General features: G+C 64.7%; 16 protein-coding genes and 1 pseudogene. 3 read left to right on the forward strand and 14 right to left on the reverse strand.

The features are described 5' to 3' along the window. Window positions 1-22: 22 nt before the first annotated feature. From A6B35_RS25010 to A6B35_RS25030, 5 genes are all read right to left on the reverse strand, one after another. Window positions 23-1,384 carry an FAD/NAD(P)-dependent oxidoreductase gene (locus tag A6B35_RS25010; protein ID WP_006206819.1) on the reverse strand — a complete coding sequence of 454 codons (1,362 nt, stop codon included), beginning with the start codon at window positions 1,382-1,384 and terminating at the stop codon, window positions 23-25. Next, the gene (locus A6B35_RS25015; RefSeq protein ID WP_006206820.1) at window positions 1,381-1,683 is read right to left on the reverse strand and encodes a (2Fe-2S)-binding protein; all 303 of its coding nucleotides are present in this window, start codon (window positions 1,681-1,683) and stop codon (window positions 1,381-1,383) included. The genes A6B35_RS25010 and A6B35_RS25015 overlap by 4 nt, the downstream gene beginning before the upstream one ends. Beyond that, complete coding sequence (locus A6B35_RS25020; protein WP_006206821.1) at window positions 1,680-3,665, reverse strand: hydantoinase B/oxoprolinase family protein; 1,986 nt, start codon at window positions 3,663-3,665, stop codon at window positions 1,680-1,682. Before A6B35_RS25020 ends, A6B35_RS25015 begins: the two co-directional genes overlap by 4 nt. 4 nt (window positions 3,666-3,669) lie before the next feature. Beyond that, entirely contained in the window at window positions 3,670-5,754 is a 2,085-nt protein-coding gene (locus tag A6B35_RS25025; RefSeq protein ID WP_006206822.1) for a hydantoinase/oxoprolinase family protein, read from the reverse strand. An 89-nt stretch (window positions 5,755-5,843) separates the two neighbouring features. Then, a complete protein-coding gene (locus A6B35_RS25030) occupies window positions 5,844-6,749 on the reverse strand; it encodes a LysR family transcriptional regulator (protein ID WP_006206823.1) in 906 nt (301 codons plus the stop codon). Window positions 6,750-6,856: 107 nt separating this feature from the next. Between A6B35_RS25030 and A6B35_RS25035 the strand changes: the two genes are divergently transcribed. Then, window positions 6,857-7,975, forward strand: a complete 1,119-nt coding sequence (locus A6B35_RS25035) for an NAD(P)/FAD-dependent oxidoreductase (protein WP_065518272.1) — start codon at window positions 6,857-6,859, stop codon at window positions 7,973-7,975. Window positions 7,976-8,104: 129 nt separating this feature from the next. Here the strand turns inward: A6B35_RS25035 and A6B35_RS25040 are convergent, their stop codons facing one another. Further along, a complete protein-coding gene (locus tag A6B35_RS25040) occupies window positions 8,105-9,031 on the reverse strand; it encodes an ABC transporter substrate-binding protein (protein WP_006206825.1) in 927 nt (308 codons plus the stop codon). 276 nt (window positions 9,032-9,307) lie between these two features. On the opposite strand from A6B35_RS25040, the gene A6B35_RS25045 reads away from it, so the two are divergent. Further along, entirely contained in the window at window positions 9,308-10,171 is an 864-nt protein-coding gene (locus tag A6B35_RS25045; protein ID WP_006206826.1) for a hypothetical protein, read from the forward strand. 70 nt (window positions 10,172-10,241) lie between these two features. After that, window positions 10,242-10,805: a YceI family protein gene (locus A6B35_RS25050; protein WP_244426142.1), complete on the forward strand. Its 564-nt coding sequence runs from the start codon at window positions 10,242-10,244 to the stop codon at window positions 10,803-10,805. 151 nt (window positions 10,806-10,956) lie between these two features. Here the strand turns inward: A6B35_RS25050 and A6B35_RS25055 are convergent, their stop codons facing one another. The 8 genes and pseudogenes from A6B35_RS25055 to A6B35_RS25090 all read right to left on the reverse strand — a co-directional run bounded on the left by A6B35_RS25055 (window position 10,957) and on the right by A6B35_RS25090 (window position 18,394). Continuing rightward, the gene (locus tag A6B35_RS25055; protein WP_006206828.1) at window positions 10,957-11,691 is read right to left on the reverse strand and encodes an FCD domain-containing protein; all 735 of its coding nucleotides are present in this window, start codon (window positions 11,689-11,691) and stop codon (window positions 10,957-10,959) included. Window positions 11,692-11,812: 121 nt separating this feature from the next. After that, a pseudogene (fghA, locus tag A6B35_RS25060) lies at window positions 11,813-12,666 on the reverse strand (S-formylglutathione hydrolase). 187 nt (window positions 12,667-12,853) lie between these two features. Further along, window positions 12,854-13,981: an S-(hydroxymethyl)glutathione dehydrogenase/class III alcohol dehydrogenase gene (locus A6B35_RS25065; protein ID WP_065518273.1), complete on the reverse strand. Its 1,128-nt coding sequence runs from the start codon at window positions 13,979-13,981 to the stop codon at window positions 12,854-12,856. Between the two features lie 58 nt (window positions 13,982-14,039). Then, window positions 14,040-15,059, reverse strand: a complete 1,020-nt coding sequence (locus A6B35_RS34700) for an SRPBCC family protein (RefSeq protein ID WP_006201810.1) — start codon at window positions 15,057-15,059, stop codon at window positions 14,040-14,042. A 48-nt stretch (window positions 15,060-15,107) separates the two neighbouring features. Beyond that, window positions 15,108-15,836 carry an ABC transporter ATP-binding protein gene (locus tag A6B35_RS25075; RefSeq protein ID WP_006201809.1) on the reverse strand — a complete coding sequence of 243 codons (729 nt, stop codon included), beginning with the start codon at window positions 15,834-15,836 and terminating at the stop codon, window positions 15,108-15,110. Further along, window positions 15,829-16,563: an ABC transporter ATP-binding protein gene (locus tag A6B35_RS25080; protein ID WP_006201808.1), complete on the reverse strand. Its 735-nt coding sequence runs from the start codon at window positions 16,561-16,563 to the stop codon at window positions 15,829-15,831. Before A6B35_RS25080 ends, A6B35_RS25075 begins: the two co-directional genes overlap by 8 nt. After that, the gene (locus tag A6B35_RS25085; RefSeq protein WP_006201807.1) at window positions 16,560-17,528 is read right to left on the reverse strand and encodes a branched-chain amino acid ABC transporter permease; all 969 of its coding nucleotides are present in this window, start codon (window positions 17,526-17,528) and stop codon (window positions 16,560-16,562) included. The genes A6B35_RS25080 and A6B35_RS25085 overlap by 4 nt, the downstream gene beginning before the upstream one ends. Next, a complete protein-coding gene (locus A6B35_RS25090; RefSeq protein ID WP_006201806.1) occupies window positions 17,528-18,394 on the reverse strand; it encodes a branched-chain amino acid ABC transporter permease in 867 nt (288 codons plus the stop codon). Before A6B35_RS25090 ends, A6B35_RS25085 begins: the two co-directional genes overlap by 1 nt. Between the last annotated feature and the right edge of the window lie 36 nt (window positions 18,395-18,430).

The raw sequence follows: 18,430 nt of genomic DNA on the forward strand, positions 1-18,430 counted from the left end.
AGGGATGGCTTCCGCAATCGCATCAGCCTTCCCGCAGGAAAGCGCCGATGGGCGCCGGCCGGACAGGCGCCTGCCCGCGAAATCGGCCGACAGCGTCAGGCGTGCATCCGGCTTGTGCCGCGACGAGTTCGACGGCAGCCAACTGGCAGTAGCGCCCCTGGCATCGCCCCATGCCGACGCGTGACAGCGACTTCACCCTGTTGGCCTCGCCGAAACCCGCGTTCTCGCGTACGGCTCCGGCCGTCACGTTCTCGCAGCGGCAGACGACCGCGTCGTCGGGGAGTGCCCGCACCATCGCCGCTGGCCAGGGAAAGGCGCAAGCCAGACCGCGGGCAAAGCGCCCGACCCTCGCGAGCTTTCGCAGATCGGCGCTGGCGGAAGGCTCCGGATGTCCGAGATCGGCAAGGCATGCCGCCGCCGCGAGACGTCCAGCGATCTCCGCGCCGTCCGCACCCAGAAGACGAACCCCATCGCCCGCAAGATAGACTCCGTTGCCGGCCCGACCCACCTCGTCGCTCTTTGGCAGCCATTGCCGCCACTCCTCGTCATAGGTGAAGGCGCAGCCCACAAGATCGGCCAGATGCGTCTCCGCCCGCAGGTGCCAGCCCATGCCTATCGTATCGCATGGCGTGAGGCGTTCCCGGCCGCCGGCGTCGCGCCAACGCATCGCAGTGACGCCCTTCCCGTCGGCCTCGATCCGTTCGAGCGTCACGCCCGCATGGTAGCGGCCGCCGAGCCTCGCCCGCAGGGCCAGACCGCGCAATGCGACGAACGGCCGGGAGGCAAGCTGCAAGAGCCCCCGCATCTGCTGATGCCAGGGAGAGGTGTCCAGCACCGCCGCCACATCCGCTCCAGCCTTGACGAGTTGGGCGCCGACCAGCGTCAGCAAAGGCCCCGATCCTATCAGGACGATCCGCCGCCCAAGCGCCACCCCCTGCGCCTTGAGCGCGATCTGCGCCGCGCCGAGGCTGTAGACGCCGGCACTCTGCCAGCCCGGCACTGGAGCGACACGGTCGGACGCGCCGGTCGCAAGGATCAGGCGGTCGTAGATGATCACCTGCACGCCGCCCTCCCCCAGCACATGCAGCCGACCCTCGTGCACGGCGATGACCGAGCTCGCCGCGCAATGGGTGAGCCGCCCCTCTGCCGCCAGCCGGTCGAACAGCGAATGCAGCGCGTCCGCCTTCGCCGCCTCCGATCCGTAGAGCTGCTGCGGCGTGCGGATGAACCCGGCCGGCGGGCGGCGATAGATCTGGCCGCCCGCGCGCTGCCCCTCGTCGATCACCACTGGATGGAGCCCGGCCTCGACCAGCGTCGCGGCCGCCCTTATGCCGGCCGGACCGGCGCCCACGATCACGATCCGCGGCGGCAAGGTCTCGCTCACGGCCAGCTCTCCCGTACGGTTGTGCGCAACCGCATGCCTTCTGTGACAAGTGCCGAGCACGCCCGTATACGCGGTCCCTCGTCCTGCCACACCCAGCAATCCTGGCAGGCGCCCATCAGGCAGAAGCCGGCGCGCGGCTCGGGTCCGAACTCGGACTTTCGCAAGACTTGCCCTGAAGCCAGCATGGCGGTCAGCACGGTGTCGCCTGCAAGCGCAGAGCGAATCTCACCGTCGAGAAAGAATTTCACCTCGGCGCGGTCGCGTTCGGCCAGCCGGACGATGCGGCCGGCCTTCATCATTCCGCGGCCTCTCGCACCGGGCCAGGACGAGGCAGTTCGGGGAACCGTTCGCAGACCGCATCGAACGCCGCCTGGACGCCCTCCGGCCCCGAGCGCCCCTTCATGCGACGGAATATCTCTGTCTTGGCGAAGAACCGCCAGTGGATCGGCATGTCCCTTAGTATGGCGATGAGCCGGTCATAGGCCGCCGGCGTCCATTGCGCTTCGTAGCCCTCACGCTCCGGACCGAAATGGAAATGGCCCGGGGCCGGCCGCTGCCGCGCGCGCAGCCTTTGCGTCGCCTGTTCGTCGACCTGGCCGCCGCGGATGACGACGCCATAGTCGCGTTCGGCAGCAGCCGGCGAGACATAGCCGCGCCGCACGTCCTGCACGACCTGCCAGGGCTCACGCTCATGCGGATCGCCGCGCCCGCCGCCTCCGGCGGAGCGGATATCGAGCACGTCGCCAGGCTGCAGGACCGCAGTGTCGATGTTGCCCAGCCGCCGCTCGTGCTCGGTCCCCGGATTGACGACCATGTCCGACAGGCCGGCCGCCTTGCCGCCCAGCACGCCCCAGGGACGAAAGAAGCTGCGGTCGCGATTGCGCGCCGTGATCCTGGAGTCGGGGGCGAAGACGCGGAAGGCCATCTCGGTCGCCAGGCCGCCGCGCCAACGCCCCGCACCGCCGCTATCCTTGGCGAGCCCGTATTTCACGAATTCGACCGGGGTCTCGGTCTCGGTGATCTCGATCGGCGTGTTCTTGAGGTAGGCGGCATCGGCGCCCGATCCGTTGGTCCCGTCGCGATGCGGCATCGCGCCGCCGCCGCCGACCACTGGGTTCACCGCCGTGATGATGGTCCGGCTGGTCCGCTCGTCCGTGGTCATGACGTTGACGATGCAGTTGTTGCCGGCTGGAGCCGCAGGCAGGCGCTCCGGTACTGCTTGCGAGAAGGCGCCGAAGATGACCGACCGCAGCCGGGCGCAGGTGAGCGAGCGCATGCCCACGGCAGCGGGGTGCACCGGATTCAGCACGGAGCCTTGAGGCGTGATGCAGGTGAACGGCCGGGTGAGGCCCGTGTTGAGTAGGAGCTTCGGGTTGAGCGTGTAGAGCACGTAGTAGACGCCCACTAGCAGCATGGTGTGGCGCGGGTCGCCGCCTGATGGCACGTTGAGCGAGGAGCCGAGCTGCGGATCGGAGCCGGTAAAGTCGAGCACTGCCTCGTCGCCCTTGATCGTCAGCGTCAGCTTCAGCCGGCAGGGATTGGCCTCGACCGAATCCTCGTCGGCATAATCGGCGAACCCCCATGTGCCGTCGGGCATGGAGCGCAGCACCTCGCGCGCCTGCGCCTCGGCATGGTCGAGAAGCGCGGAAACGCCTTCGATGAAGCCGGCCTTGCCGAACTTCCTCACCATCGCCTGGATCTTGCGCTCGCCGGTGTTGAGCGCGCCGACCAGCGCCTTGATGTCGCCGATGTTGAGGTCGGGCTTGCGCACATTGGTGCTCATGATGCGCAGGATCGTCTCGTCGAAGACACCCTCCCTCACCAGCTTCATCGGGGGAAAGCGGATGCCTTCCTGATGGATTTCGGTCAGCGCCCGGCTGAGTGACGCCGGCACCGCCCCGCCCATGTCGGTGTTGTGGATATGCCCGCCTGTCCAGGCGACGATCTCGCCATCGACAAAGACCGGCTTCCACAGATGCGTGTCGGGCGCGTGCGTGGCGACGTGGCCGGAATAAGGATCGTTGGTGAAGGCGACGTCGCCTGGCCGGTAGTCGTCGACCATCGCGATCGCACGGTGATACGTAAGGCCCGGATACCAGGTGGCGCCGAGCTCCATCGGCACGGCGAAGGTCGCCCCCGAGCGGTCCATCAACATCACGGTGAAATCCTGCGTCTCCTTGACGAAGGCGGAGTGCGCGGTGCGGTGCAGCGTGTGGGCCATGTTCTCGGCGGCCGCGCGGGCATGGTTCGCCAGAACCTGCAGGTTTGTCCGGTCAAACAAGGCATCACTCCGTGAAGGTCAGCAGAAGATTGAGATGGCGATCGACCCGTGCCTGGGTTCCGGCGGGAATGGCAAAGGTGGTGTCTTCCTGCACCACCACGGCGGGCCCGTGGAACGTGCTGCCCGGCACGAGGACTTGCCGGTCGTGGAGGTCGATGGTCTCGACGCTCACGCCCGTGTAGACCCGCAGCCGGCGCGTTGGAATGGCCGGGGCGTCGATCGCATCGACCTCCGGGAAGGAGAGTTTCGGCCCCGCGCCTACGGCGGACAGCCGGACATTCACAAGTTCGATCTCGCCGTCAGGGTCGTGGAAATCGTAGAGCTGCTCATGGGTCAGATGAAAGGCCTGCGCGATGGCGGCCGCATTGCCGTCAGCCAGCCACTCCGGCAGAAGGACGACCTCGATTTCATAGCTCTGCCCGACATAGCGCATGTCGCAAGTGAGGTTGAGCTCCGCCGCCGCGTCATGCCCCTGCGCCGCGAGCCAGTCGCGACCCTCGCGCGCGAGTGCCTCGAAGGCCTCGCGGATCGCGAAGAGCGACGCACCCGACAGCGGGGTAAAGACGGTGCGAATGAAGTCGCCGCGCAGATCCGCCACCAGTCCGCCCAGTGCCGACACCACGCCTGGGCGGCGCGGCGCCATAACCCGCTTCATCCCGAGCTCGCGGGCAAGGAAGGCACCGAGCATGGGACCGCCGCCGCCGAAGGGCATCAGCGTGAAATCGCGCAGGTCCACGCCGGCCCGCGAGGCGAGCTTCTCGACCTCGACGAACATTTCCGACACCGCGATGTCGAGGATCGCCTGCGCGGTCTGCTCGACCGGCCGGCCGAGCCGGGCCGCAAGCTCGCCGACCACACGATGCGCCAGTCCGGTATCGATCCTGAGCTGGCCATAGGCCATCTCGCTGTGACCGAGCCATCCGCACACCACCATGGCGTCCGTCACCGACGGCTGCTCGCCGCCACGGCCGTAGCATGCCGGTCCTGGCGTCGACCCGGCCGACTCCGGCCCGACGCGAAGCACCCCTTGCGCGTCGACACTGGCGATTGAGCCGCCACCGACGCCGATCGAGCTCACCGACACGGAGGGGATATGGAGCGGAAATTCGCCAATCAGCTCGCCGGTTCCGAATTGCGGCTCGCCGTCGATGATGAGCGCGAAGTCGGCCGAGGTTCCGCCGATGTCGAGAGTAAGGATCTTGTCCTCCCCTGCCTGACGCGCCAGCCACGAGGCGCCGATGACCCCGGAGGCCGTTCCAGACAGCAACATGTTGACGCAGGCGCGCTTGCCTTCGGCGGCGTTCATCAGCCCACCGTTCGACTTTGTCAGCATCGGGCGGGCCGGCACGCCGCGGTCCTTCAGCCGCTCTTCCAGCGCCGTCAGATAGCCGGCGACACGCGGATGGACATAGCCATTGAGAATGGCGGTCGAGCTGCGCTCGTATTCCCGGATGACCGGCCACACCTCGGCCGAGGAGAAGACGAAGAGGTCGGGCGCAAGACGCCCGATCATCGCCTTGACGGAGGCTTCCTGCGCGGCGTTGCGCCAGGAATGGAGGAAAGAGACGATGATCCCCTGCGCCCCGTTCGCTTTCGCCACTGCCACCGCCCTCTCCACCGCCGCCATGTCCGGTGCCTGGGATTCGCTGCCATCGGCACGCATGCGAACCGGAATGCCGAAAACCATGTCGCGCGAGATCAGCGGGTCCGGCCGCGAGCAGAACAGCGAATACATGTCCGGCATGCGCAGCCGCGCCAGTTCGATCACATCCTCGAAGCCGGCATTGGTGAACAGTGCGAGCTGCGCGCCCTTGCGCTGGATGATCGTGTTGATGCCGACGGTCGTGCCATGCACGAAGCGCGTCATATGGGCAGCATCAAAACCTTCGCGTTCGGCCAGAAGGCTGAGACCCGTCATCAGTTCAGCACCCGGATCTTCCGGCGTCGTCAGCACTTTCAGCGAGGCGACGCGTCCGGAACAAGCTTCGAGCGCGCAGAAATCGATGAATGTCCCGCCGATATCGACGCCGACCTTCCAGTCGGTCCCGCTCTGCACTTCATCCGCCACGCAAGCGATGCCACCATCCATGACGCGTCCCTTCCTGTCTGCCGCCCGAAAGCTGGCATAGCCGGATGTCCGGGTCCAAGACGTATGACGAGCAAGGATATAAGTCTTGCTTATGCCCTTGTGGCGTCTTCGCCCAGGACGGCGGAACAGGCCGCGCGAATTTCATCACGCATCATCTCATCGGCGCGTGAAAGCGCCCGTGTGCGCGAGGTCAGCAGCGCGATCGGAAATTTCGGCCCCGCCGCGAGCGGCCTGACGGCAAGCCCGGCAAACTGGTGCCACGGCAGCAGCGCGTCTACGAGCGCGATACCCAGACCGGCCTGGACGAAGCCGACCGCGGAGATGGACACGTCGATCTCGAGCAACGGCGAAAGCGCCACACCATGTGCGCGGGCCGCATGGGCCAGTTCGTCGGCGGGACGGGTGTTTCCGCGATAGGATATCAATTCTTCGCCGACGAGATCGGCGAGCGTCAGCTCGGTTTTCCCGGCCAACACATGCCCGCCGGGCAGCAGGCATGAAAAGCCGACGCTGCCGATCACTTCCGCCTCGATATCGGGAGGCAGGCGGTCGTCCATGGCCACGCCGACGCTGGCATCGCCGGCGCGCAGCATGTCGATGATCGCGGCGATCGGCGCCATATGGGAACGCAGCAAAATATTGGGATGTTGCGCCCGGAATCGGGTGAAAGCGCGCGGCAATATCGCCATGGCCGGCGGTGGCGAAGCCGCGACCCTCACCAGCCCAGTCCGGCCAAGACGCAAGTCGGTGGTTTTGCGGCGCAAGCCTTCCAGCCCAGCCGACAACCTCTCGGCATCGGCGAATATCTCAAGCGCCTCCGGGGTCGGCCGTAGCCGGCCCTTGACCCGCTCGAACAGCGTGAAGCCGAGTTCGTCTTCGGTATGGAGCAGGATCTGGCTCAAAGCAGGTTGGGAGATGTTCAGCATCCGCGCCGCGGCTGTGACTGTACCCGCGCGCATGACGGCGATGAAAACTTCGAGCTGCCGGGCTCGCATTGCCACTCCATAGGTAAAGCTTATGGTTCTTGTCCAAACCCATCTTTGACGCAATGCCGCGGCGCCGACAAGATCGGGCAGGCAAAGGTTGCTGTTTGCAGGGCCCTATGGATGTGATCGTGCTTGGCGGCGGACTGATGGGGACGGCTTCGGCCTATTTCCTTGCCAGACGCGGCGCACGTGTGACGCTGATCGAGCGCAACCGGATCGGCACCGGGGCAACCGTCGCCTCCTTCGGCAACATCCGGCGCACGGGGCGCCATCTGTCCCAGCTTCCACTGGCCCACCGCGCGCTCAGGCTGTGGGGCGATGCCGAAAAAATGCTTGGCTGCGACGTCGAATTCCGCGCTACCGGCCATATCCGGCTGATCTTCGATGAAGATAGCCTCGCCGACATGCGGGCCTACGCCAAGGCGGCGCGGCCCTGGGGGCTTGAACTGGAGGAACTCGCACAGAGCGAGATTCGCGCCCGGTTTCCCGGCCTCGGTCCCGACGCGATCGCGGCGTCGTTCTCGCCGCATGACGGCAGCGGCAATCCGCGGCTGATTGCGCCGGCCTTCGCCGAAGCCGCCCGCAAGCTTGGCGCGGCGATCGTCGAGGATGCCAGGATCGAAAAGATCGAGCGGACCGACTCCGGTTTCCTTGTCGCCACTTCAAAGGGCATGTTCGCCGCCGAGTGCCTGCTCAACACCGCCGGCGCCTGGGGCGCGCGCATCGCCGCTGAGTTCGGCGAAGCGGTCCCTCTCGACGCCCGCGGCCCGCAGATGGGCGTGACCGAGCCGCTGCCGCATCGAATCCTGCCGGTGGTCGGCATCTGGACGCGTGACAAGGACCATGGCGCCTATCTGCGTCAGGTCGAGCGGGGCAACATCGTCTTCGGCGGCGCAGCCGAGAGGGTGTCGGTGGACCTCGACCCCGGCCATGCGGCCGCCGACCCCATGCGCCTGCCCTCGCAGTTGCGCGCCGTCGCGCGGCTGCTGCCGGCAATCGCGCAGGTCGCGGTCATCCGCACCTGGTCCGGCTGCGAGGGCTATGTGCGGGACATGCTGCCGGTCATGGGACGCTCGGCGACGACGCCGGGTCTGTTCCACGCCTTCGGCTTCAGCGGGCACGGCTTCCAGCTCGGTCCGGGCGTGGGCGACGCCATGGCCGAACTCATCACGACCGACCGTTGCGAAACGCCGCTCGACGATTTCAGGGTCGATCGCTTCGGCCGCGCCGCCTGAAGGAGCAACTGTCGACATCCACGCGACGACGGGTCCTTTGGCCACGAGGGCGCAAGAACCCCCCAGGCATCGTGCCGTCGCCTCGCGGTAGGCCGCGCATGGATCGAGGATTTCACCATCCTCTGGTGATCAGGCGACGGCCTCCAGATAGCGTCTGTCGAAGACGCCTTCAGCCGCGCCGCGCTTCGACTTATCGAGCAGGTTCGCCCTGACCATCAGGTCGATCGTCGTCCTGAGCGCTTTGTCGGGCACGGCAAGGCCTTCCGGCCACATGCCCATCGCTCGCATGTATTCCAACCCACGCCGTGCCAAGGATTCACTGTCGGGCGTGGTGATGCGCTGGAAGATGGGCAGGGTGATGCCATGGTTGGCCGCCTCATTGGTGACCGCATGCGCTTCGATCAGCGCCTTGAGGAAGCCGGTCACCACGTCGCGGCTAGCGCCGAGCCATGAGACCTTTCCTATGACGGCGGTGAAGACGATCTCGGGGATCGCGGCGCAGACCTCGCCGAGCAGGTTGTAGCCCTTGTCCTGTGCGAGGAAGTTCCATGGTGCGGGCTGCGGAGCGCAGTCAATCTCGCCCGCCTGCAGCGCCTCCCACCTCTTGGTGTGAATGCCGGCCAAGGCAAACTCGTAGTCGCCGGGATAGTGCAACCCTTCCACGGCCAGCATGATCTGCGTGTAGATCGCAGTGCCCTCCGTCAGCGAGGAGGTGCCGACCCGCTTGCCCCTCAGTTCGGCGAGCGAGCCGATGCCCGGACGCGCCACAATGGACATCGGCAGGCGCACGGCGTTGGCCGCCACGATACGCAGCTCTCCTCCCCTGACGAAGTCAGCGACGGCGCCCTCCGGCGGCGTGATTGCCAGGTCCGCTTCGCCCTCGAGAACGGCCGCTGTCGCCTTTTCGACGCTCCCCATCCGCTTGTAGATGATCCGGATGCCGTGCTTTTCGAAAAGGCCCTGCTCATCGGCAACGAAGACGGGAAGCCAGTTGAACCCCTGTGCGCCACCCGCGAGCCGAAGATCGGCGAGGCCGGCAGTTTTCAGATCGGTCATGACGATACCCTCCCTTGAAATTTCCGGCGCGCAGGCACCGGCTTGGTCCTCTGTCTGGCGAGATGCGGCCGGTCCGCGCAGTTGGAGCCACCGATGTTGACAGAGGCATGATAATTTAAGATACTAACAAGTATCTAAAAAACAATCGGTATGTCAACATATCGAATAAGGGAGCCGGCTGATTCAAGATCAAGCCGAAGGGAGGACGTATGCGTACCGCCATGAATTTCGCCGATATCCCTGAACAACAGTCCCAAGCACTGCGGGATTGCTGACATGAGCGACCTGGCGCGATCACCGCAAGAAGCGCTGATCATGGGTATGGTTGCGCTGGGTTTGCTGGCGCTTGTCGCTGGTGGATTGCTGCGTTGGCTACGCGCCGGGCGGGTCTGGACAGACCTCCTGGTGCCGGCCTCCTTCCTCGTCGCCTACTGGCTCACCTACAACAAGGTGCCGTCTTTCCCGCCAGTGGGCGCGGTCAACAAGATCTTCTTCGTGGCCGTGATCGGAACGGTGCTCGGTGTCCTGGTCGAGGCCTCCGGCCGTGGCGGGCTGGGTCGCGTGCTTGCCCTTGCCCAGCCGATCGCGTCCGCCGCGTATATAGGAACGTCTCGGCTGCCCGATTCACTCCCGGAAGTGGCGGTTGCCGCGCTATGGGGCCTGCTGACGATGTATGGCCTTTCCGGTGCGACGGGCACGACCGAGGACGAATCCGGCACAAGGCGCGCCACCCTCCTCGGCATCGCATGCGCCGGATTCGCGCCGATCGCGCTGTTGGGAGCGTCGTCCTCGAGCTTCCAGCTCAGCCTGCTTTTCGCAGCCGCCATCGCCGCCATTGTCACAGCCAACATTTCAAATCCGGATTTTGGGTTCCGCTCCGCATCCCTCCTTGGAGGAGCAGGAGGCATGATCGCGGCCGCGCAAACCGTCACGCTCATCACGCGCAAGACCGACATGCTGGCGCTGGCCGTGTTCACCTTGGTCTTTGTCACGCCTTTTGTCGTCGATCCGATCCTGCGCCGGATCCGCGCCACGAACAAGGTCGTCCGAATCGCCGCATTTGCCGGGATGTGCCTGCTGCCTGTCGGCGCAGCCCTGGCGACTGTGATCGCGCGGTACGGCTCAAGCTTCCCGGTATGACCCGGGAGAGGACTGTCGGAACCATCAACAGGGAGGAACTACAACCATGTCGAAGTTACTACGCGCCACCTTGCTTGCCGCCACCATCGCCTGGCTGCCGCTGACCGCCGAAGGGGCAGCGGCCGGGACATTCGATATTGATCCCGTACATTCAGGGATTGCTTTCTTCATCGACCATCTCGGCTTCTCGCAGGTGATCGGAATCGCGAAGGAATTCTCGGGCTCGTTCCAGTTCGACGCTGCCCGCCCGGCGGAAAGCAGCCTCGATGTTGCGGTGAAAGTTGCGGGGATCTCGACCAACAATAGCCAGCGAGATGGCGACATCCAGGGCGCGGACTGGTTCAATGCGACGGAGTTCCCGCAGATCACCTTTGTCGGGCACGAATTCAAGGCGGCCGACGCCAAGTCCGGCACGATCACCGGCGATCTGACGATCGCCGGCGTCACCAAGCCCGTCACGCTGGACGTCACCTTCAACAAGGAAGGCCAAAACCCGTGGGACAAGAGCCACGTCGTCGGCTTCAGCGCGCGCACTTCGATCAAACGCAGCGACTTCGGTATGAAAGCCGCGCTCGGAATGATCGGCGACGATGTGAGCCTCGTTATTCAAGTTGAAGGGCGCGCCCGTTCGTAAACCAGCGGTGACCTTCCGGCAGGCAACTGGCCTGCCGGGCACTTCGGTTCCGCACAATGGCGGGAAGGGGAGCGCATCGGCGCGGTCCGCCTCCTTCCGGCCAATTGAGAAACTCTCGTCAGCGGATTGCGCCGGTGAGACTTGCCGTGGCTTATTCCGCCGCCACGGGATCCGTACGCTTGAATGACTCGCCCGAACCACCTTGCGCGAAAAGGTGGCTCGCGTGAGCGATGACATTCTCGGTCGTCTCGCGGATATGCCGCTCGATCAGATCCTGGGCCGTGGCCGTGTCGCGGGCGATGACCCGATCCATGATCATCTTGTGTTCGACGTCCTTTGCACGCCATTGCGGGCGAAACTGCGAGGACATCCTGCGATAGCGATGGGCGCGCTCGAAGAGCTTCTGCCGGAATTCGAGCAGGTTCGGCGAGCCACATGCAACGACCAGCGAAAGGTGGAACGCACTGTGCAGCGCAGCCCAGTCGTCCGAGAGATAGTAGCTCGCGCCAAGCCGGCTCTGCAGGCGATCCATACGATGGAAATTGGCCATGATGTCCGCCTCCCAGCGATCGTCGCCGCGTTCGATCGCCAGTTTGATGCACTGCCGTTCGATGAGCACGCGGACATCCGTCAGATCGTTGAGGTCAAAGAGCGAGACCGGCGCGACCAGGAAACCGCGCTGCCCCTCCGCAACAACCAGACCTTCGGCAACCAGCCGGGAGAGGGCCTCGCGCAAGGTGGAGAAGCTTACTTCATACATCTCCTTCAGCGTTTCGAAGCGCAGCTTGGTTCCCGGCTTCAAGGCGCAGCTGATGATGTCGCTACGCATGCGCGCCAACACGTCCCCGGCGCGTGTTTCACCGGCAGGCCTGAGGGTGGTGCTCATGCATACGACTCCGCATTGGATTAGCGCGGAGATTACTGCGGATTTTCGAAATAATCAAACCTGTCGCCCCGTGGGCGTGGGTACCCACCGTCCTGCGGGTGAAGAACAGAGCGTATTGAACTTAGCGGTCAGACGACAGCCTCTCGGCATGCCAGCGCAGATGATCGTCCATGAAAGTCGAAATGAAGAAGTAGGAGTGATCGTAGCCCTCCTGCATGCGCAGGACGAGCCTGATGCCTGCCTGGTCGCACGCCTCCTGGAACAGCCACGGCCGCAGACCGTCCTGGAGAAACCCATCGGCCGTGCCCTGGTCGACCAGGAATTCCGGGAAGCGCGCACCGTCCTCGACAAGCGCGCAGGCATCATGCCCGCGCCATGCCGCTTCGTCGCCTCCGAGGTACTTTTCGAACGCCGGCCGCGACCAGTTGGCGGTGGTCGGCTGCACGATCGGCGCGAACGCCGAGCAGCTTCGGAAGCGGGCGGGATTTCTGAGCGCGATCGTCAGCGCGCCATGCCCGCCCATCGAATGGCCGAAGATCGCCTGGCGCGTGATGTCGGCGGGAAATTCCCGTGCGATCAACGCCGGCAATTCCTCGGTGACATAGGAATACATGCGATAGTTCCCGGCGTAGGGTTTTTGCGTCGCATCGACATAGAAGCCCGCGCCGCAGCCGAACTGCCAGTTATCTTTTTCATCCGGAACGTCGGCCCCGCGCGGGCTGGTATCAGGGCAAACGACGATCAGGCCGAGTTCGGCGGCCATGCGCCTGTACTCGCCCTTGTCCATGACGTTGGCATGGGTGCAGGTCAATCCTGACAGGTACCAGACGACCGGCAGCGGACCTTGCGCCGCCTGAGGGGCACGAAAACGGCAAACGTCATTTCGCAAGCGCAGGCATCCGAAGCGTGGGAATAGACACCCTGGATACCGCCATGGGATCTAGCGGCGGAAATCAGCTTCATCTGTTGTGGCATGTCTCTCCTTCTCCGCCAAACGCCAACCATGGCCGGGGTATCTACCGCAGCATTTGTGATTGCAGCAAGCTTGATGGACCGACCAACGGATAGTCCGGAATGCCTGCGCGGCAGGTCGTCCGCCGATGCTGGGGAAGCACCGTTTTGGGAACACAGAGCTTTCAACGCCGCGTATGGCTCATCCCAATCAGTAGACCACGACGCTGCGAATGCTCTCACCTGCATGCATGAGGTCAAAGCCCTTGTTGATGTCTTCGAGCTTCAGCGTGTGGGTGATCATCGGGTCGATCTGGATCTTGCCGTCCATGTACCAGTCGACGATCCTCGGCACGTCGGTGCGGCCGCGCGCGCCGCCGAAGGCGGTGCCCATCCAGGTGCGCCCGGTGACCAGCTGGAACGGCCTGGTCGAGATCTCCTGCCCGGCGCCGGCGACGCCGATGACGACCGACTTGCCCCAGCCGCGATGCGAGGCTTCCAGCGCCTGCCGCATCACCTTGGTGCTGCCGGTGCAGTCGAAGGTGTAGTCGGCGCCGCCGATCTGGTCGGCGCCGCGCCTGGTCATGTTGACCAGGTGCGGGACGATGTCGCCGTCGATCTCCTTCGGATTGACGAAATGCGTCATGCCGAACTTCTCGCCCCAGGGCTTCTTGTCGTTGTTCAGGTCGACGCCGATGATCATGTCGGCGCCGGCAAGCTTCAGGCCCTGGATGACATTCAGGCCGATGCCGCCGAGGCCGAAGACGACCGCCGTGGCGCCTTGCTCGACCTTGGCGGTGTTGATCACCGCGCCGATGCCGGTGGTGACGCCGCAGCCGATGTAGCAGATCTTGTCGAAGGGAGCGTCGGGATTGACCTTGGCCAGCGCGATCTCGGGCAGCACGGTGAAGTTGGAGAAGGTCGAGCAGCCCATATAGTGGAACAGCTTGTCCTTGCCGATCGAGAAGCGCGACGAGCCGTCCGGCATCAGGCCTTGACCCTGCGTGGCGCGGATGGCGGTGCACAGATTGGTCTTGCGCGAGAGACAAGACGGGCACTGCCGGCATTCCGGCGTATAGAGCGGGATGACATGGTCGCCCTTCTTGACCGAAGTGACGCCCTTGCCGACATCGACAACGACGCCGGCACCTTCATGGCCGAGAATCGCCGGGAAGAGACCCTCGGGATCGGCGCCTGACAGCGTGAACTCATCGGTGTGGCAGATGCCGGTCGCCTTGATCTCTACCAGCACTTCGCCATCGCGCGGGCCGTCGAGGTCGACCTCCATGATCTCCAGCGGCTTTCCGGCGGCGACAGCGACAGCGGCGCGGGTTTTCATGCATGTTCTCCAACTTCGATCGACATCGGCCTGCGACGACAGGCCGGTTCTTCACGGCTCACGATACGCTGGCCGCTAGCTGGCTGGCCGCCTTCGCGAGCTTCACCTTGTGCCAGGCGATGATGTCCATCAGTTCCGGCGAGAACGCGTCATAGGCGGGAATCTCCGCCTGGGCCAGCGCGCCGCGCACGCTGGCCATGCTGGTCGCCGGCATCCCGCTCTCGACGAGCGAAGACACAAAGGCCGCGAACTCGATCTTCGGCTGGCGCTCATCTGTCGCCAGTTCGGGATGCACGAATTCGAGGCCGTAGAAATGGTGGTCCGGATCGGACACCTTGCCGACCATATGCGTCCCGCAGGACTTGCAGCGGTGGCGTTCGATCTTCTGCGTGACGTCCACGGCCTCGAGTTTGTCGCCATGCGCCACAACGGAGATACTACCGGCCGGCACGACCGCGATCTGCGCGAAGGCGGCACCGGCAGGCTTCCAGCATTTCGAACAGCCGCACAGGTGATTATGCGCCACGGCCTGATCCACCGTTATCTCCACCGGCTCGCTGGCACATTTGCAACGCGCGGTGAACGCGCCGACCGGCGAAGCAGATATATCCTGCTCGACGGCCGGGTGCAGCACGGCCGTCTCGTCGCGCAGCGCCTCCGCCCGCGCCTTCAGCGCGCGGTTCAAATCGAGATAGGCCGTTCGCAGATTGGTATCGATGCTGGGCCACCGTTCGTCAGCCATCGGACCGTCGAAGATCTCGTTGTGGCGCACCCGCGTGCTGCCATTCCCGGTCGGCTCCAGGATAAAAATGTGTTCCGCGCTGAACACGCCGCCTGGCGCCTGGCTCAGCCAGCGAAGTTCCCGCGCCCCCACGATGCGGGTGATGGTCGGCGTGACCTCGCGCTCGGGAACATTGGGCTGGCGCAGCGTTCCGACGATACCCTGTCCAACCGTCGTGCGTCCGCGCAGCGCCGGCAAGGCCGGATTCCATTCGGAATAGCGCCCGATGTCGTCCAGCACGGCCCACACGGTCTGCGGCGGCGCGTCGATGACGATCTCGGTTTCAAGCAAGCGCATGGTGCATCCTCTTTCCTTGACCGGATTTGTGCTTGGCGGGCGGCAGCACTAATGCGCGGCGGTCGTGGCGGAGACGCCGAGATAGGCGCTCATGACCTTTGGGTCGCTGAGCAAATTCGGCGCGGTGTCTTCTCCGACGATCCTTCCGGTCTCGATCAGGTAGCCGCGATCGGCGGTCTTCAGGCTCAGCCGCGCGTTCTGCTCGACAAGCAGGATGCCGAAACCTTCGGCGGCGATGATGGCCAGTGACTTGAACAGCTCCTTGGACAGCAGCGGCGACAGACCGAGTGAGGGCTCGTCCAGCATCAGGATGTCCGGCTTGGACATCAGCGCTCTGCCGATCGCCACCATCTGCTGCTCGCCGCCGGACATGGTCTGCGCCAGCTGGCGAGGACGTTCGGCCAGCCGGGGGAACAGGCCGTAGACGAAATCAAGCATCTTGCCCGCATCGGCTTTCGCGCGCCTGGCATGACTTCCAAGCCGCAAATTCTCCACCACGGTGAGCTCGCCAAAGATGCCTCGGCCTTCCGGAACGAGCGCGATCCCCTCCTCCACCATCAGATGGGCGTCGAGTTTCGTGACATCCTTGCCGTTCATGGCGATCCTGGTGCCGGGCTCCGTCCCGACAAGCCCTGCGACGGCGGCGAGGAAGCTGGACTTTCCAGCGCCGTTGGCGCCCAGGATAACGCAGATCTCGCCTTTGGAAACGCGTGCGGAAACGCCTTCGAGCGCGACGTGCCGTCCGTAACGGACGCCGAGACAGGACACCTCAAGCATCGTCTTCGTCCCCCAGATAGGCCCGGACAACCTCCGGGTCGGCGAGCACGCTGGCCGACTTGCCGTCGGCGATCTTCACGCCGGAATTCATGACCACGCAGCGCTGGCAAAGCGAGCGGATGGCATCCATCACATGCTCGACCATGATGATCGTCCGCCCCTGCGCGCTGATCTCGCGGATGAGCTCCATGCCGATCCTGAGCTCGCTGGGATTGAGGCCGGCGAGCCACTCGTCGAGGAGCAGGATGTGAGGGTTGCCCGCAAGAGCACGGGCGAGCTCGATCCTCTTCTGGTCGATATAGGTCATTGCCGCGACGGGAACGTCCTCGCGACCCTTCAGCCCGACCCGCTCCAGCAGATCGCGCGCCAGCGTCAGCGCCTCGTCGCCCCAGACCTTGTTGTGCCCGAACACGGCGCCAGCGACGACGTTCTCCAGCGAGCTCATCGACGGCAGGACGCGCACCAGTTGGAAGGTTCGGGCAACCCCGATCCGGGCGATCTTGTGGGCCGGCAGCCCGGCGATGGGCTGACCGGATAGGAGAATATTGCCTGACGTCGGCGACAGCGCCCCAGATATCAGGTTGAGCATCGTGGTCTTGCCCGAACCGTTCGGGCCGATCAGCCCCAACAGCTCGCCCTTGGCAACTTCGAAACTCACGTCGTTGACGGCGACAAGGCCGCCAAAGGCTTTGCGTACCTGATTGATGGTCAACAGAGGAACGCTCATCTGCCCTCCTCGGCGGTCGTTGCCAGCGAGCTTTTGTCGAGAGAGCAGCGGCGGCGGAACAGGGTTTCCAGCTGGCCCGTTACGCCGTCGGGAAGCACATAGACGATCGCCAGAAATGCGAGTCCCATGATCACTGCCGTCTGGTTCGGGAAGTGGCCCGAGATAAAGTCCATCACCACGGTGAATGGAACAACGCCGACCAACGGTCCCCACAGGCGCCGTGTGCCGCCGAGCAGCGCCATGATGACCACGAGGAAGGACGTCATCGGGTTAAACGCTGCGTCCGGTGTGATGTAGCTGTAGCGGGGTGCCATGATCGCGCCGGCCACGGCAATGAAGGCCCCTGAGACGGCGAAGAGGATGATCCTGGCGCGAGCCGTATCGACGCCGACATGGCGCGCCACGGCCTCGTCATTGCCTATGATGCGCAAGGCCAGGCCAAGCCTGGATCTGTTGACGAGCCACCCGGTCAGGAAGACGACCACCGTCAGCGCGAGCAGCATCCAGTAGAGATGCGTCTCTGTGAAATCGGTGAAGACATACAGCCCGATTGCGCCGCCGAAATTGGTCTGCACCCACGTCACGATCTGGCCGATCAGTTCGGCAAGACCGAGGGTGAAGATCACAAAATAGACGCCTGAGAGCCTGAGCGTCGCCAAGCCGACCAGTATGGCCAGCAAGGCGCCGGCGGCGACCGCGATGAGAATGAGCGCGGGGAAAGGCAGGACGTCGACAAAGATCGCGACCGAATAGGTTCCGACGCCGAAGAAGGCGGCGCTTGCGAGCGAGACCAGGTGCGTCGGTCCGGAAAACAGCGCCCAGGCCGTGCATATGGCCGCATAGAGCATGATATTCACGCTGAGCGACAACCAAAACCCTTCGGTGACCAGGGGGAGAAATGCCAGCACAGCCGCGCCGGCAAGGCCGGCTCCCAGGGTCAGAATTTCATTGCGGGGGATGTTCATCACGCCGGCCGCTTTCCGAAGATGCCCTGCGGCCGGAACAGCAGAACGAGGATGAAAAGGGCGTAGTTGGCCGCCAACGTCAGCCCCGGATCGAGCAGGCTGGCGACGAGCGTCTCGGTAAGGCCGAGGACCAGAGCGGCAAGAACCGCGCCGCGAATGTCACCGACACCGCCCATGATGACGATGATCAGCGCCTTCATGGTGAACAGCACACCCATCGACGTGTTGAACGTGTAGAAGGTCGACAGCAGCGTGCCGGCACAGGCCGTGATCGATCCGCCCAGGGCAAAGGCGAAGGCCGCCGTCCTGCGCACGTCGATCGCCACCAGCCGTGCCGCGCGCGGATCGACGGCGACGGCGCGAACCGCCGTGCCGCGGTCGGTATGGTAGAGGAAGAGGTAGAGAGACACTGCAATCACGGCGGCGGCGACAAAGGCCACCACCCGGTTCAGGCCGAACGAGTTGCCCATGATCGAGAAGGGCTGGGCGAGGAACTCATAGTTGAAGTAGGACCCGCCGAATGCCTGCAGCATCAGCCCCTGGAACAGGAACAGCAGCCCGAAGGTCGCCAGGATCGAATCGACCTCGAGCATGCCGCGATTCTTGGCCCGCTTCACCAGTGGCTGCATCAGCCAAGTGTAGATCAGCCAGTTGACGACGAAGGCGACGGGGCCGATCACAAGCAGGCCCAGCAGCGGATTGATCCCGAAGCCTGTATACAGCCAAAAGGTGACGAAGCACGCGGCAACGAGCGTCTCGCCATTGGCGAGATTCATGATCCGCGCCACACCGTACTGGAGCGTGAGCCCGAGCGCGATGAGCGTATAGGTGCCCCCAAGGAGCAGGCCTGTCAGCAGGATGAGCATTGTACTCTCGCAGTCACGGGCCCGGCGTCACGAGGA

Source organism: Mesorhizobium amorphae CCNWGS0123 (assembly GCF_001686985.1).
Lineage (GTDB): Bacteria > Pseudomonadota > Alphaproteobacteria > Rhizobiales > Rhizobiaceae > Mesorhizobium > Mesorhizobium amorphae.

Excerpts from the sequence above, each read along its gene's own strand:
- A6B35_RS25045 (WP_006206826.1), top strand. The coding sequence starts at position 9,308 with ATGAGCGACCTGGCGCGATCACCGCAAGAAGCGCTGATCATGGGTATG.
- A6B35_RS25030 (WP_006206823.1), bottom strand. The coding sequence starts at position 6,749 with ATGCGAGCCCGGCAGCTCGAAGTTTTCATCGCCGTCATGCGCGCGGGT.
- A6B35_RS25015 (WP_006206820.1), bottom strand. The coding sequence starts at position 1,683 with ATGATGAAGGCCGGCCGCATCGTCCGGCTGGCCGAACGCGACCGCGCC.
- A6B35_RS25080 (WP_006201808.1), bottom strand. The coding sequence starts at position 16,563 with ATGAGCGTTCCTCTGTTGACCATCAATCAGGTACGCAAAGCCTTTGGC.
- A6B35_RS25040 (WP_006206825.1), bottom strand. The coding sequence starts at position 9,031 with ATGACCGATCTGAAAACTGCCGGCCTCGCCGATCTTCGGCTCGCGGGT.
- A6B35_RS25055 (WP_006206828.1), bottom strand. The coding sequence starts at position 11,691 with ATGAGCACCACCCTCAGGCCTGCCGGTGAAACACGCGCCGGGGACGTG.
- A6B35_RS25075 (WP_006201809.1), bottom strand. The coding sequence starts at position 15,836 with ATGCTTGAGGTGTCCTGTCTCGGCGTCCGTTACGGACGGCACGTCGCG.
- A6B35_RS25090 (WP_006201806.1), bottom strand. The coding sequence starts at position 18,394 with ATGCTCATCCTGCTGACAGGCCTGCTCCTTGGGGGCACCTATACGCTC.
- A6B35_RS25035 (WP_065518272.1), top strand. The coding sequence starts at position 6,857 with ATGGATGTGATCGTGCTTGGCGGCGGACTGATGGGGACGGCTTCGGCC.
- A6B35_RS25065 (WP_065518273.1), bottom strand. The coding sequence starts at position 13,981 with ATGAAAACCCGCGCCGCTGTCGCTGTCGCCGCCGGAAAGCCGCTGGAG.
- A6B35_RS25025 (WP_006206822.1), bottom strand. The coding sequence starts at position 5,754 with ATGGATGGTGGCATCGCTTGCGTGGCGGATGAAGTGCAGAGCGGGACC.
- A6B35_RS34700 (WP_006201810.1), bottom strand. The coding sequence starts at position 15,059 with ATGCGCTTGCTTGAAACCGAGATCGTCATCGACGCGCCGCCGCAGACC.
- A6B35_RS25085 (WP_006201807.1), bottom strand. The coding sequence starts at position 17,528 with ATGAACATCCCCCGCAATGAAATTCTGACCCTGGGAGCCGGCCTTGCC.